The sequence below is a fragment of the Bradyrhizobium sp. USDA 376 genome, assembly GCF_054063675.1.
The window spans coordinates 208,488-222,340 of sequence record NZ_JBSSGN010000001.1; the positions used below are offsets into that span (position 1 = coordinate 208,488).

The following is a 13,853-nucleotide window of genomic DNA, read 5'->3' on the forward strand; positions in this document are numbered from 1 at the left end:
GCCTTATTCGAGGATCCGCAGTTTCTTGATTTTATTGTAGAGGGTTTTGCGCGAAAGCCCGAGAGAGCGAGCAGTCTTGCCGCGGTGAAGCCGGTTTCTCTTCAAGCCCTCGATGATCCAGTCTCGCTCGGACAGCGAGGCCGCGGGCCGTGCGCCAAAAGGTGGCTCCAACAACGGCTTTAGCACCTCACCGGTGATGTGACTTGATGGCAAGGTCACGAGCTGGTTCACGACCTGCCGCAACTCGCGCAAATTGCCTGGCCAATCGTGCCCCGCGAGCGCAAGGAATGCAGAGTTTTCTATCGTGAGCGTCTGGGCGCTGGAATCTCCTTTGGCTTCGACGGTGAAGTGTTGAACGAGTTGCGGCAGATCTTCAAGCCTGTCGGGTAGCGAAGGCAATTGGACATCCAGCCCGGTAAAAAGGTCGAGAAGCCGCGCGCACAGAACCGTTTCAAGACCAGCGCCTCGGGCCACGGTCGCGGTGGCAATGATCCGGGCGTTGGAACGCATGACAGTTACCCCGTTCAGAGGGGTAAATCCGCCTGTCTCGAGGTAATCGGCAAGGCGCTCCTGTCCATCGCGCGAAAGTTGGTCGACATGCAATAGCACGACGGCACCGTCACTCGACGCCTCCAGGAGTGACAATTGGCGTCTGCCGCTCTCAAGACGCTCGGCGCCGAACAACGGGCCAAGTATATCCATCGCCGGACCGGGGCGGCAATGAAACAACGCCGTTTTGGCGTGCCTGCGGTCGCTAAACGCGTGAACCAGGGTTGCTATTCTACGCTTGCCAGAGCCGGCCTCCCCCCAGATGAGGACCGGGCGGGGGGTCGCCGCAACGCGTCTGGTGATCTCAAGGATGCGCTTCATTGCCGAGGACTGTGCGATCACGCCGTGCCTGAAACCACTCAACTGCAGCTGCCGTTCGAGCAGATCCACCTTCTCGCGCAACAGGTGGATGGTCTTGAAGCCCGACGTCACCTCGAGGACCGACATCTCCAGAGGCACGCGGTCCAGCGAAGAGCCTCCGATGAAACCTTGGATTCCGGTCTCGCGGCAGATGTCGAGGAGTTCGTCCGGCTTCGTAATGGGGCCGCCCCCAAGCAGGCAGATGGTGCTCTTGTTGACGGATTGAGCAACGCGCGCAACGGCGCTCGTACGCGCTGCAAGTTCAGACAGGCTGACCGACGGATCGGCTCCGCTTTCAACCGCGCGGTTTAGATTGAAGTTGATGCAAATGGCCTCGGCGCCCGCTTCGACCATTCGACGCGCCTCGGATTGACTGCGCGTATAGGCAATTGTCATCAGGCCGCGTTTTGCAGCTTTCACGAGGAGCTCGATTTCCCGGGAGTAACCAAGACCACACTTCTCGAGCAATGACCTGCGCTCATCGTCGATGTGTATGACCGATGGGAAGTTGGTCACGCCGCCAAATCCCCATTTGATGATCCGATCGAGCCAACGATCAACATCGAGCTCGGGGTCGAATGTACAGGTGCCGAAGAAGACCGGCAGTTTCGTGCTGGGCAGAATTTCGGTCCGTCCGAAGCTTGCCACGAATTCGTTACTATTGCGGATTGGGAGGATCGAGGCAGGCGAGGCCCCACCCATGGCACGAAAACGGCCCGCATTGAGCGCGAGCACGAAATCGGCCCCCGCCCGCTCGGCGGCTCTGGCGGTCATGCCCGACCCGATCCCCGCACCAAGGACAAACGAACGGGAATTGCGGAAGAACTGCCTGATACCGGCTCCCTTCACCTCAGCCGTCCGCCTGTCGATCCTGAGCCGCGCATCATCGCACGGCTCTACGTGAAGACTAGCTCCAACTCGCAGGTGCGTGCAACCGCCATACCGCCTTTCCATTGCCCATGAACAAGTGGCAATCGGCTGGAGCGGCGGTGAGGGTGAACTTGGAGGCGCCTTTGGGCCAACCGGATTGTGGCGCCCTGGCGACGAGAGCTTCGTTTCCGGCATTACCGTAGATGTACGTGACGCTGCCGAGATGCTCGACGAAATCGACCCCAAGTTCAATCGAGATCTCCTGCTGCCCGGGCATTGACGAGGAGAAGTCGTCCGGGCGAATTCCAACAGTGACCGGCTTGCCAACCAGCATCTGGTCCGGCTGGACCGGAACGGAGATCGTGGGCCCGGCGTCCAACCGGACATCCATGCCATGTTCATGAGCTGCTTCGACCTTGCCGCCCAGGAAGTTCATCTTGGGCGAGCCGATGAATCCTGCAACAAAGCGCGAAGCGGGATTGTGATACAGATCGTGCGGGCTGCCGACCTGTTCGATGTTGCCGTCCTTGAGCACCACGATCTTGTCAGCCAAGGTCATCGCCTCCACCTGGTCATGCGTCACGTAGATCATGGTATTTCCGAGCTGCTTGTGGAGCTTGGCGATCTGAACCCGCATCTGCACGCGCAAATCGGTGTCCAGGTTGGAGAGCGGCTCATCGAACAGGAAAACTTTTGGTTCTCGCATGATGGCGCGCCCGATTGCGACGCGCTGGCGTTGCCCTCCTGAAAGTTGTCGAGGCTTGCGCTCCAATAGATGGTCGATCTGCAATAGCGATGCTGTTTTGGCTATCTTGGCGGCGATCGCGGCTTTCCCGGCTTTGGCCATGCGCAGGGGAAAGGCCAGGTTCTCTTTCACCGTCATATGCGGATAGAGAGCGTAGCTTTGAAAGACCATGCCGAGGTTGCGATCGGCCGCATCGATGTCGTTGACGAGCTCATTGTCGATGAGGAGCCGCCCACCGCTGATGGGCTCGAGCCCGCCAATCATGCGCAGAAGCGTGGATTTGCCCGACCCGGACGGACCAACAAAGATGACAAATTCGCCGTGATCGATAGTCAGGTCGATATTACTCAGGATCTCGATTGTCCCAAAAGTCTTCTTGAGGCCCTCCAGGCGAACGTCGGCCATTATGCCCTCCTCTGTCGCGGTTGAGCCGCGCGAGCAGCACTTACCTCAATCTCGCGCAAGCTCGATACGATGAAGTCGGGAGCCATCAAGGACGGATCCTGACGCGTTGGCACGCCGGTTGTAACAAGCACCGTGGCAAGACCCGCCCTCTTTCCGGCTTGAATATCCGTAGGAACTTGATCTCCGATCATGATGGTCGACCCGCGCTTCGTACCGAGGCGTGAGAGCGCTGTCTCGATCATCGGCACTTGCGGCTTTCCAACGATCGAAGGCCGCACTTGCGTAGCAGCGGCCACAGCTGCAATGGTCGCACCAGCGCCAGGTTCGAACCCGCTGGCCGTCGGCAGCAGAAGATCGGGATTGGTTCCTATGAACACAGCTCCATTGAGGATCGACTCAACCGCAATTCGCAGCTTCTCATGCGTGATGTCCCGGTCAAGCCCCATCACGACAGCTTCGGGCGCTCGGTCCGTGACCTCCAGCCCAACATCTCGCATGGCCGTCACAAGCGAGGAAGCTCCGATGACATAGATTCGCGTTAGGTGCGGATAATTGGTTCGAACGAGTTCTGCGGCGGTGATAGCGCTTGTAACGACCTGAGACGGTGCGATCGAAAGACCAGATCCTCTCAGCCTGCCGACGACGTCCTCCGGGGTATGCGTTGAATTGTTCGTCGCAAAGCAGAATGGCACGCCTGCTTTCTGCCATCTCGTAAACGCCTCTATGGCATCCGCTATTGCGGTGCCGCCACGATAAACGACGCCATCCAGATCGGAGATAATCCCTTCTATCGGCGGCCAGTTGATCTTAGAGCTGAGGCTAACCATTCATCAGCATCCCACCATTCACATGGACAATCTGCCCGGTCATGTAGGAAGCTGCGGGGCTGGCCAGGAACACCGCAAGCCCTGCGATATCTTCCGGCAGTCCGACCCGGCCCAGCGGAATTCGGCCACTATGGCGCGCTTCGGTTTCCTCCCGCGGACGCCCGTGCAAGGGTGTATCGATAATCCCGGGAGCAATCGCGTTGACGTTGATCTTGAACGGAGCACATTCATAAGCGAGCAGCTTTGTCACATCGTGCACGATGGCTTTTGACAAGCAATAGTCGGCGCCGCCAGCCTGGTAGTTGAAAACAGCACCTTGAGATGACAACGAGGACCCGACATTGACGATGCGGCCGCCTTTGCTCTTCATGAAGCGCTCGATCGCCAGCTTCGCGCAACGAAGCACTGCGACGGAATTGATCTGGATGGTTTTTTCGATTCGATCGGCATTTCCGGTCAGAAGCGCCTGAGCCGATTTTATTCCGGCGTTGTTGATCAGGACATCGAGCCTGCCGAAGCGCTTGGCGATCTCATCAAGCACCCTGCCGACATCATCTTCTCGTGACACATCCATGCTCATCGGCAGGATGCCATTGCCGTGCGGCAAACGAGTCAGAATGACTCGCAGGTTTTCCAAATTCGCGTCGGTTGCCAGGACGTTCGCACCGCCTTGACGGAAAGCATTAGCTATGGCTGAGCCAATGCCTCCACCTGCACCGGTCACAAGCACGGTCCTGTCTGCAACTGAGAACTGTTCGGTCATTCCAACTCCAAGATCGATTGAGAATTCAGAAATTCGTCGACGGCCCAACTGCTAGGCATCGATCTTTGGGCGCCGCGTCGCGTCACACATAAGGCGGCAACCGCGAGCGCCTTTTTGATCGCTTCTCGTATCGGCAACCGATGAGCAAGAGAGGCTGCGAAAGCTCCATTAAAGGCATCCCCCGCCGCGGTCGTATCAACGACCTTCACAGGAAATGCGCGGAGCGCGAAAGTCGCGCTGGCATCGGCGTAGTAGGCTCCCTGCGCACCTAGCGTGATCAGCGCTGCCTTCGGCCCGAGATCGAGAAGCTTTCCAGCCGCATGAGCGGCGCCGTCGAAGTCATGCACCTCGACACCGGTGAGCTCGAAAGCTTCCGTCTGGTTTGGTGTGACGAAATCGACACTCCTCCACGCCGCGGGCGACAGGCCCGCCCTCACGGGGGCCGGATTGAAAATAAGATCGAATTCCTTGACGCTCTTCAATGCAAAAAGGTGATTGAGCGCGGGGACCGGCATGCCCATTTCGGCAACGACGATTGCGTCCCGCTCAATGAATTCGGCCGCCTTCTCGACCATGCTCGGAGTGACATTTGCATTGGCTCCCGGGTCTATGACAATCATGTTGGAGCCGTCGTCGCCGACGAGGACAAGAGCAGAACCGGATATCTCCCCCGGGCATACCTCAATGGCATCAAGGCGGACACCTGCCTCACGCAGCGCTTGCAGCAACGATCGGCCAGCGTCATCATCGCCAAGCCGGGTGTAGAAGCTCGGCCGAAGCCCCAATCGAGCGGCGGCGACCGCCTGATTTGCGCCCTTGCCTCCCGCATTCTGCTTTAAGCTTCCCATCAGGCTTTCACCCGGCGTTGGAAGCCGCTCGACGTTGAAGCAGAGGTCAAGATTGGTCGTTCCGAAGAACATCAATGGTCTGGGGCTCATTTCACGGCCCCGAAGGTAAGGCCACGTTCGAGATGACGCTGGCCAAGGATAATCAGGACGATCGGCACAATCATGGTCACCACCAAACCCGCAGCCATGACCGGATAGAACTGAACGCCTGGATTAAGCAGCTTGAGCAGGGCCACGGTGACCGGTGCTTTCGTCGAACTGAGGATCAGGCCGAGAGCGAAATTGTGCCAGGCAAGCAAGAAAATGAGCAATGAAGCGCCGATTAGGCCGGGCTTTAGAAGCGGAAGAACGATGTGCCAGACTACACGGAACGGCTTTGCACCATCCATGGCCGCCGCCTCCTCAATGTCCTTTGGGATGTCCTCGATATATGATCGGCTTAGCCAGATGATCATTGGCAGCGTGACGACCTGATAAACCCAGATCATGCCGAGATAAGTGTCATAAAGGCCAACTGTTTGGAACACGCTGAACAGCGGTATAACGACAAGGAGTGCCGGCGCGAAGCGGAAGCCCAGAATGAAGAACGCGATGTCCTCCTTCCTAGGGATATCACGTCTTGCCAAGACGTAACCTGCGGGTACGCCGGCGATCAGCGATACGAGCACCGCGCCAAGCGATATCACGACGCTATTGGCGACCGGCGTCAGGAAATCAACCTTGATGGTGCCGTAGCTTGTCGCCCCGGCCTGGGCGGCATCGAACAAAACGCGGAAGTTTTCAAATGTTGGAGTGAAGACAAAGCGCGGCGGCAAGGTCATGACCTCGGCCTGCTGCTTCAGCGACATCATCACGATCCAGACCAGGGGAAATGTCAGGATGAGCGTACAGACAACAACCAGTCCATTAAGGAACAAGCTTGCGGGCGTTAAGCGTTTGAAGCGCATTGCCAGCCTCCTCTAGCTTACGCGCTGCCGAACCAACCGCCACAATTTTACCATGGCCAAGGTCCCGAGAAGCACGATCAACCAGTTGACAACCATGAGCGCGGCACCACGCCCGAAGGCGAGGTTTTGAAAGGCTGTGATGTAGGCGCGAACCGAGAGCACGGAGGTACTGTCACCTGGACCGCCCTGGGTTGTTCCGAAGATGATATCGAACTGATTGAGCGACTCGATCAGCCGAAAGACTGCGGCGATCAGGATATACGGTGCAATAAGTGGAAGCTCAATATGGAGGAACGTCGCCCAACCCTTAGCGCCATTGATCCGCGCGGCTTCTCTGATCTCCTCGTTAATGCCCTGCAAACCGGCGAAGATGATGAGCGCAAAAAATGGTGTGTAAGTCCATATGTCGATGAGAACTAGCGAGAACATCGCCGTACCGGCGTCCGAAATCCAGGCGAAGCGGCCGATCCCGACGAGCGAAAGCAAATAGTTCAGAATCCCGTTTTGTGGATCCATCATTGTGGTCCACATCAGGGCGACGCTCATGGGCGGCAATACCAACGGAAGGAGAATGACAGGCCGCATCAATTGTGCAAGAAACACGCGGCTTGCGAACAATTTGGCGAGCGCAAGCCCAGAGAACGCTTCCGCGAGGACCGCGGAGCAGGCATACACCGTGGTCGCCCGCATGCTGTTCCAGAAATCTTGAGTCTTGATTGCCACTTCATAGTTGGTGACCCCAATGAAACGAACCAGGGGACGGCCAAACTTGAGATCGGTCAGCGATTGGAAGACGCCATAGAAAAACAGAAAAAGAAATCCGAGCAGTATGATGATCGCGGGAGCAATCGCAGCAAGGCTCCACCAGTCAAGAGCATGCTGCCCGGCGCTTTGCACCTGCTCTTTTTTGGGCGGTGCCAGTTGGCCTACCGATGATTGTAGCATCACGGTTGCGTCGATGCCTCGAAGGTTCATCGCTCACTTCTCGAAAGATACGCGGGGGTAGTGGAGGCGGCAATCCGGTGATGCCGCTCCCCGGTTGCCTTACATGGAGGAGCGAATCTCGGAGGCGAGGTCGGCCAATGTCGCCTTCACGTCCGCACCATTAACCATCTTCTGCATGGCAACTGCCCAGGCGTTCATGGCCTCGGCAAACCCTACGCGCGGCGTAAAGGCGAGCGCAGCCCGGTCCTGAACACTCTTGAAGGTATCCACGAAATTTGTGAATTCCGGTTTAGCCGCATAGTCGAGCCAAACCTTGTCGCTCCAGGTCGAAGCGCGCGGCGAGTTGACGAGCTTGCCGGCGATGGCACCGTTCAGCTCGACCTGCTTTGACGTCGCCCACTGAATGAAGAGCCAGGCCGCTCCCTTTTTCTGGGAAGCAGCATTCATGGCCAGGGACCAGATCCAGATGTTCGATTCGAAAGTCTTGCCGTTCGGAGCTCGCAGTGGCGGAGCGAAGGCAATCTTGCCCGAAGCGGGCTTGCCGGCAACATCGTTCCAGAACCCGAACATGTTAGAATCGATCGCCATCGCTGTCCGACCCGAATTGATGCCATCGACCACTTGGTACCAGTTGTCGTTGGCAAAGGATGGGGCAGCACACCTCTTGATCATCTCCACGTAGTCTTTGTGGAAGGCGATCGACTCGGGAGAATTGAGACCGGTTTCCAACTTGCCGTCCTTGACGACGAAGTCGTGTACACCATAGGACTTGGCGATTGAGATCGCGGCCGTGTGGATGCTGCTCCAAAAGCGCACTCCTCGCACACCCAGGGGCGTGATCGCGGGATCGGCAGATTTTAGCTTTTCGCATGCCGCCGACATTTCCGGCGGGGTTGTCGGAACCTTGATACCGTGTTTGTCAAGAATGTCCTTACGGTAGAACAATTGGATGTTTTCGAACCCGTGCGGGATGGCCCACACCTGACCCCGGCCCGGTTCGATCTGCCCGCCATTGACTTGCCAAGTCAGCGCGTCACGCAATGCGGGGAAGAAGTCCTTGTAGTCATAGCTTGCCGATGTGAGCTTAGGGTCGTTCAGATAGCGGTCGAGCGGCTCAAGCAGTTGACCGGGCGCAAGATCCCAAGCCGGTTGAATTCCTGTGCCGACGACATCCCACGAGGGCGATTTTGTGCTCAGCTGGATGGTCAGCTTATTCCAATAGGCATCGTCCGGATAAAGCTCGGGCGTCACCTTGATGCCCGTCAACTTCTCGAACTCAGGAAGCTGTGCTGCAACCGCGTCAGCATATGGATGGATGTCGTAAGCCCAAACGATCGAAGCGCCCTCGAACTGGCGCCAGTTGATATCCTCCGCTTTGGCCTGGCCGAAAGATGCGGCCGCACCGGACAAGAGAGTTGAGCAAATCAGAGCGGCTTTGACGAAATGGTAAGAATGGCCGCGCGGTGCGGCTAGCGTCCTTGGCATTGGTCCCTCCTCTGGGCTCTTCGGCCCTCAAGTTCACGTGCCTGTCGTCTTCCAGGGCCGCGAGTGTTGGTAACGCTAGCCGTGATTTTCCGCCCTTATGCACCCATTCAGATCGAAGTTGGGTATTTTTGGGTAAGTCAAGAAAACAGCGTTACAGCAGCCGTTGCAAAAGCCATGGGGAGATGATCAATGCAGGCCCATGTTCAGACCCCGCGCAGCCAGCCTACAAACGAGGGCCGAGCCGGGCCAACCGCCCGAGCTGATGCATAGTAGCTCGTTCGAATCCCTCTGTTAATCTCACCTTGCGGCACGGACGCCTCGATCTTGTTCTTGATTGTGCTGCTTTTAAGAGGGACGAGTGCTTGATGCATTGCCGCAACCTTTCTCGATCCGCAAACAATCTGGTCTCTCAACCCGCCATATTGCAGGACGAAGCTCGAGCGCGACCGCGAGCATCAGCAACAAGGCGTTGCGGATTAGGCCCAACGAAAGCCTCAGCCAGGCTGAGGGTGAGGCGGAGATTGTGGTCGACGGCGGTGAAGGCGATGTTGGCGGCGTCCCCCTCCCGGCCCTTTGAGATGGCAGCGACCGAGATGCCCGTCGCTCTTCATGTGGCCATTCACGGCTCGATGACTGAGAGGCGCCTGAGCCGATGCGCAGATAAGATTGCCGCAACTTAAGGCCGCACTCGCGGGCCAGCCGATTGGTTAATCGCCGCATATTCCAGCTTGGCATCGGTCGGGAGGTGATGGTCTTGGGCTGAACGGTGGTCTCCACCGTCGCTGCTTGAGATCGCGCGTCCGCAACGCGCCGGTCTCATGCGCCCCCTCAAGCTCTCGGCCAGCAAGAGCTCCAGCTTGTCACCGAGCCGCTTACGTCAATGGCCAAGCGTGCCCGTTACGCAAGCTGGCGCCCTCGTCAGTCCGAACGCCTACGTGGGCGTAGGAAGAATCGGATCAAGCTCCTCCTGCTCGAGGATCTTGGATCCATCTTTGGCCAAGTATGCCGCCAGTGAAGCGATGCCGGAGTTTGGTGGGCAACGAGCGGGTGCGGACTTTTTGGTCGGCGCCCGCCCCGAGATGCGGCAGGATCGGTCGTCCGACGGCGCGCTCCATCGTGTGGAATATCCAGGTGCCGTCCGGATCGATATCCGACCAGTGAAAGATCGGGGTTTGTTCGGACACCATTGCCGAGATCGTGCGCAGGGCCTGTTGGCTGGCAAGCGAGGGATACCCGCCAACATACAGCGTAGCACCCAGTCGAGCGGCGTCGGCCTCGGCGACGTGCCTGTTGAAGCTTGCCAAGTTTTCGATCGTCAAAACATACGCCGGCGGCTCCCGGAAGCGGACATGATCTGCCTCCTTAGGCGCGATCCCGAGATGAGCGGAGTGGCTCCGGAGAGATCGGCCCCAAGAAGATCGATCTTACCCGCGATCAGCAGCGGCGGGGCAAAGCGTTCCAGCCCGATCGCCCGCAGTGCCTCGCGGGGCCGCGCGCCCGGAGGAAACTCGAGGACGCCACTCAGGAGCCGAACCACGACGCCTTCAACGCGTTCCAGCGTCTTGCTGTGCCTCACCGTCCGTCGCGAGAAGGTCTTATAGTCCACGTCGAGATGCTTGTTGTCCAGGATGGCCTGGGCGAGATCGAAGGCGTGGCGCAACGTATCGACATCGGACGAAGCGACCCGCGGGCTACCGCTCCCGGTCGATCAACGACGGATCGACTGGTGCGCGCATCCGCACCTGAAGCGGTGGTTCGATCTGGTCAAGGCAGGCCGGGCGTGATCCGCGCGCAGCGGCGTTCATCGAACCATGATCGCCGCCCGGCGCGACCCTAACGATCAGCTGGCCGGCGTATGGTAGCCTTTCGGTTGCCATGCGCGACCCTTGAGGCGATCCATGGCCATGATCGAGTCCGCCGCCCCATCCGCGCCGCAAGTCCAGCGACATGGCTCGATCTTTGACTGTAGGAGGCGCTTCATCCAGAATAAGAGTTTAGGACTTTGGTTCTTTGAATGCCTTCTTCTTCAAGGCGGATAAATAATTTCCTCGAACTCTTGGACGAGATTTACCGGCCAAGCGCATTTCTAGCGTCACAACAAGTTCCTCAAATTTTTTGCGTGTTGCGCCCGCCAGAGGTCGTTGCCGATAATAGCTGTACAGGCGCTCGGTTATGACAGCTGTCACCCACCGTGGCGTATCTTCCGATTCGTAAAACTCACTTATCCTGGTTATAGCTAGGGAACGAGTCGATCTCGAGCAACATGAAAGAGCAGAGCAGCGTGCGAATTGCAGATGTCTTCTCGCTGCGTATCTGCTCATCGATAAAATCAACCAGCTTTTCGCTTCCAAGGCTTTGATAGGCGATCTCGGCAACGATGGTCGGCATGACATGCTTGATCGTACCCTCGATGAACCTAAATAGCTGGGACAGCTTTTCACTCAGTACCGGGCGCGACCATTGGACGGTGTTTGGGCAACAGCTCCTTATCTGCACAACGGGTCTGTTCCGACCCTGAGAGACATGCTGGTGCCGCACGCCAAGCGGCCGATGTCGTTTTGCGTAGGCAGCCGTGCGTTCGACCCGGTCAACGTCGGGCTCGCGACGAAAGCACAGTCGTCCGAAAGCTGTGCGGCCGGTCTGACGAACTTCGATGTGTCGCTGCTTGGGAACAGCAATCGCGGACATTCTTTCGAGGGTAAGGAAACCGACTTAAGGAAACTGCCGCCCGGCATCATCGGACCAGAGTTGACCGACGCCGAACGGCGAGCGCTTGTCGAATATCTCAAGACTCTATGAGCGATGGCGTTCGACGCCGACTTGTGTGCCGGCGTCGCTAGCTTCCGCCGAGTTCGAATGCGCCTCGTCAGAACACGTGCCATTCGGCAGATTGTCCCTGCTCAGCCAGGTCATGTGTCCCTCCTGCCGGGACGTCGTCGATTGTCTTGAAGCCGCCATGAGCTCGCCGGTCCTAAGCAGCCCCGACTTGGCGCAATCCTGACGATCCCGCCCAACCGCACTTGGCGATGCTGGGCGCGGCTACAGTTGCGCACTCGAAAACCTGTTCATTTTCCAAAATCTGGGCGCTCCAAGTGTAGTTTTTACAACATTTAGCGCCGAGCTATTATGGTTAAGCCAATAATTCGCCCTACAACCTTGTTGTGCAGCGTAGCAACGAACCGGAAAGTTATCGCGGAAGAGGTGGTGGCGATCATTGGCGTGCGAGATCAGCCGGCTGCTACCGATCGGGGCCGTATATCGGCCGACAATAAGCCAAGGCGAGGACTTGGGAGGAATAAGAGCTTGGCGCCGACGGAGCCTCTGAAAACGCTCGCCCCTCTTAGACGGCAGTCGGCCTATACTACCTCTCCTCAAATGCCGCGCCAGAAGCTTCCTTCCATCACCATCAACAATCTCGCTCCAAAGGCCCGCTTTCAGAGACCTCCAAAGCTACGCTTCCGGATTAAATCGACAGCTGGGGGTTTATTTATCGAGGCCAGTTCCGCCCGATGCTCTACTGTTCATCGTTGACCACATATTGTCGCGGCGGCGCTGCACCGAGGACCGAATGCGCATGGCTTCGCGGTACTTCGCGACCGTGCGGCGGGCAATATCAATGCCCGAGACTCGCAGGCGCTCAACGATCGCGTCATCGGACAGAACCGCTGACGGCTCTTCGGATTCGATCAGCTGCTTGATGCGGTGACGCACCGCTTCAGCGGAATGCGCCTCACCGCCATCCGCCGAAGGGATCGATGCCGTGAAGAAATATTTCAACTCGAATGTGCCGCGATTTGTTGCCATGTATTTGTTGGCGGTGACGCGCGACACCGTGGATTCATGCATCTGGATGGCCTCGGCAACGGCCTTTAGATTCAGCGGCCGCAAATGCGCAACACCAAGGGTAAAGAAGCCGTCCTGCTGACGCACGATCTCGGTCGCAACTTTCAGGATGGTGCGGGCGCGCTGGTCGAGCGCGCGCACCAGCCAGGTCGCGTTCTGCAGCGCGTCGTTGAAGTAGGACTTATCGACGTCCTTGCCGATCTTCTTCGACAGCTTGGAATAATAGGTCTGGTTGACCAGCACGCGCGGCAAGGTGTCGCTGTTGAGCTCGACATGCCAGCCGCCATCAGGAGCCGGACGGACATAGACGTCGGGTACCATCGTCTGCAGCCGCGCCGACCCGAACTTCATGCCCGGCTTGGGACTGAGCCGGCGGAGCTCGTCGATCATGTCGGCGATGTCCTCGTCGTCGACGCCGCAGAGCTTGCGCAAGCTCGCGATGTCGCGCTTGGCGAGGAGATCGAGATGCTCGACGAGGGCCTGCATCGCCGGATCGTATCTATCGAGCTCGCGGAGCTGGATCGCCAGGCACTCGCGCAAGTTACGCGCACAGACGCCGGGCGGATCGAACTCCTGCAGGACGGCAAGAACGTGCTCGACATCCTCCTGCGTTGCGCCGAGCCGCTCGGCGGCCTGGCCGAGATCCGGCGGCAGATAGCCGGCTTCGTCGACGAGATCGATCAGATACTGCCCGATCATGCGCTGCGCCGGCGCGGTGAATGCGACCGACAGTTGTTCGGCCAGGTGGTCGGACAATGTTGTCTCGGACGCGACAAACGCTTCGAGATTGTAGTCTTCGTCACCCGAGCCGCCGCCACCCCATTCGGTATAGGTGGTCATGGCGCCATCCCGGGCGTCGCGCACTTGGGCCTCGGCCAGCTGATCGCCGCTGACCTGATCGACCTCAGTCGGGGCTTCGGCCCCAGCTGCATCGTCACTGGCACGCTCGAGCAGCGGATTACACTCCAGCTCTTCCTCCACGAAGGTCATGAGGTCGAGATTAGATAATTGCAGCAGCTTGATCGCCTGCATCAGCTGCGGCGACATGACCAGCGACTGGGATTGCCGGAACTCTAATCTTTGCGTGAGCGCCATGAAGCAAGAACCGTTACTGAAGTTGGTCTGCGTTTTGCTCATCTAGTCAGGAGCTGATCTAAGCGCTTTGATGTCGCGCAAAAGCGGATGCGAGGTGAGATGAAGGCAGCGAACAACGGAATCCGACACTCAGTCGGAGCTCCCTCGTCAATCCCCATTGTGCGCGAGATG

General features: G+C 58.3%; 14 protein-coding genes and 1 pseudogene. 2 read left to right on the forward strand and 13 right to left on the reverse strand.

What is annotated here, in order from left to right; all coding sequences use genetic code 11:
• Window positions 1-3: 3 nt before the first annotated feature.
• From ACVJ19_RS00870 to ACVJ19_RS00905, 8 genes are all read right to left on the reverse strand, one after another.
• Window positions 4-1,863: a sigma-54-dependent Fis family transcriptional regulator gene (locus ACVJ19_RS00870; RefSeq protein WP_028144081.1), complete on the reverse strand. Its 1,860-nt coding sequence runs from the start codon at window positions 1,861-1,863 to the stop codon at window positions 4-6.
• Window positions 1,817-2,929, reverse strand: coding sequence for an ABC transporter ATP-binding protein (locus ACVJ19_RS00875; protein ID WP_011084700.1), 1,113 nt, complete (start codon window positions 2,927-2,929; stop codon window positions 1,817-1,819). The genes ACVJ19_RS00870 and ACVJ19_RS00875 overlap by 47 nt, the downstream gene beginning before the upstream one ends.
• The gene (locus ACVJ19_RS00880; protein WP_011084699.1) at window positions 2,929-3,756 is read right to left on the reverse strand and encodes an HAD-IIA family hydrolase; all 828 of its coding nucleotides are present in this window, start codon (window positions 3,754-3,756) and stop codon (window positions 2,929-2,931) included. The genes ACVJ19_RS00875 and ACVJ19_RS00880 overlap by 1 nt, the downstream gene beginning before the upstream one ends.
• A complete protein-coding gene (locus ACVJ19_RS00885; RefSeq protein WP_011084698.1) occupies window positions 3,749-4,519 on the reverse strand; it encodes an SDR family NAD(P)-dependent oxidoreductase in 771 nt (256 codons plus the stop codon). Before ACVJ19_RS00885 ends, ACVJ19_RS00880 begins: the two co-directional genes overlap by 8 nt.
• On the reverse strand, window positions 4,516-5,457 hold the full coding sequence (locus tag ACVJ19_RS00890; RefSeq protein WP_018645268.1) for a ribokinase: 942 nt from the start codon (window positions 5,455-5,457) through the stop codon (window positions 4,516-4,518). Before ACVJ19_RS00890 ends, ACVJ19_RS00885 begins: the two co-directional genes overlap by 4 nt.
• Window positions 5,454-6,314, reverse strand: a complete 861-nt coding sequence (locus ACVJ19_RS00895) for a carbohydrate ABC transporter permease (RefSeq protein WP_011084696.1) — start codon at window positions 6,312-6,314, stop codon at window positions 5,454-5,456. Before ACVJ19_RS00895 ends, ACVJ19_RS00890 begins: the two co-directional genes overlap by 4 nt.
• A gap of 12 nt (window positions 6,315-6,326) precedes the next feature.
• On the reverse strand, window positions 6,327-7,289 hold the full coding sequence (locus tag ACVJ19_RS00900) for a carbohydrate ABC transporter permease (RefSeq protein WP_011084695.1): 963 nt from the start codon (window positions 7,287-7,289) through the stop codon (window positions 6,327-6,329).
• A 69-nt stretch (window positions 7,290-7,358) separates the two neighbouring features.
• Window positions 7,359-8,744 (reverse strand): ABC transporter substrate-binding protein, encoded by a 1,386-nt coding sequence (locus ACVJ19_RS00905; RefSeq protein ID WP_011084694.1) that lies wholly within the window; start codon window positions 8,742-8,744, stop codon window positions 7,359-7,361.
• A 358-nt stretch (window positions 8,745-9,102) separates the two neighbouring features.
• Here ACVJ19_RS00905 and ACVJ19_RS00910 point away from each other — a divergent pair, with 358 nt between their 5' ends.
• Window positions 9,103-9,321 carry a hypothetical protein gene (locus ACVJ19_RS00910; protein WP_161966258.1) on the forward strand — a complete coding sequence of 73 codons (219 nt, stop codon included), beginning with the start codon at window positions 9,103-9,105 and terminating at the stop codon, window positions 9,319-9,321.
• 44 nt (window positions 9,322-9,365) lie between these two features.
• Here the strand turns inward: ACVJ19_RS00910 and ACVJ19_RS00915 are convergent.
• The 4 genes and pseudogenes from ACVJ19_RS00915 to ACVJ19_RS00930 all read right to left on the reverse strand — a co-directional run.
• Window positions 9,366-9,621: pseudogene (locus tag ACVJ19_RS00915) on the reverse strand (IS5/IS1182 family transposase); the annotation flags it as partial.
• A gap of 79 nt (window positions 9,622-9,700) precedes the next feature.
• The gene (locus ACVJ19_RS00920; protein WP_026312353.1) at window positions 9,701-10,063 is read right to left on the reverse strand and encodes a Wadjet anti-phage system protein JetD domain-containing protein; all 363 of its coding nucleotides are present in this window, start codon (window positions 10,061-10,063) and stop codon (window positions 9,701-9,703) included.
• Window positions 10,060-10,404: a hypothetical protein gene (locus ACVJ19_RS00925; RefSeq protein WP_014497905.1), complete on the reverse strand. Its 345-nt coding sequence runs from the start codon at window positions 10,402-10,404 to the stop codon at window positions 10,060-10,062. Before ACVJ19_RS00925 ends, ACVJ19_RS00920 begins: the two co-directional genes overlap by 4 nt.
• A 557-nt stretch (window positions 10,405-10,961) precedes the next feature.
• Window positions 10,962-11,132 (reverse strand): hypothetical protein, encoded by a 171-nt coding sequence (locus tag ACVJ19_RS00930; protein ID WP_014497906.1) that lies wholly within the window; start codon window positions 11,130-11,132, stop codon window positions 10,962-10,964.
• 36 nt (window positions 11,133-11,168) lie between these two features.
• Here ACVJ19_RS00930 and ACVJ19_RS00935 point away from each other — a divergent pair, with 36 nt between their 5' ends.
• Window positions 11,169-11,543: a di-heme-cytochrome C peroxidase gene (locus ACVJ19_RS00935; RefSeq protein WP_269465757.1), complete on the forward strand. Its 375-nt coding sequence runs from the start codon at window positions 11,169-11,171 to the stop codon at window positions 11,541-11,543.
• Between the two features lie 684 nt (window positions 11,544-12,227).
• On the opposite strand, the gene rpoN is transcribed toward ACVJ19_RS00935, so the two are convergent.
• The gene (rpoN, locus tag ACVJ19_RS00940) at window positions 12,228-13,682 is read right to left on the reverse strand and encodes an RNA polymerase factor sigma-54 (RefSeq protein WP_011084688.1); all 1,455 of its coding nucleotides are present in this window, start codon (window positions 13,680-13,682) and stop codon (window positions 12,228-12,230) included.
• Window positions 13,683-13,853: the final 171 nt, after the last annotated feature.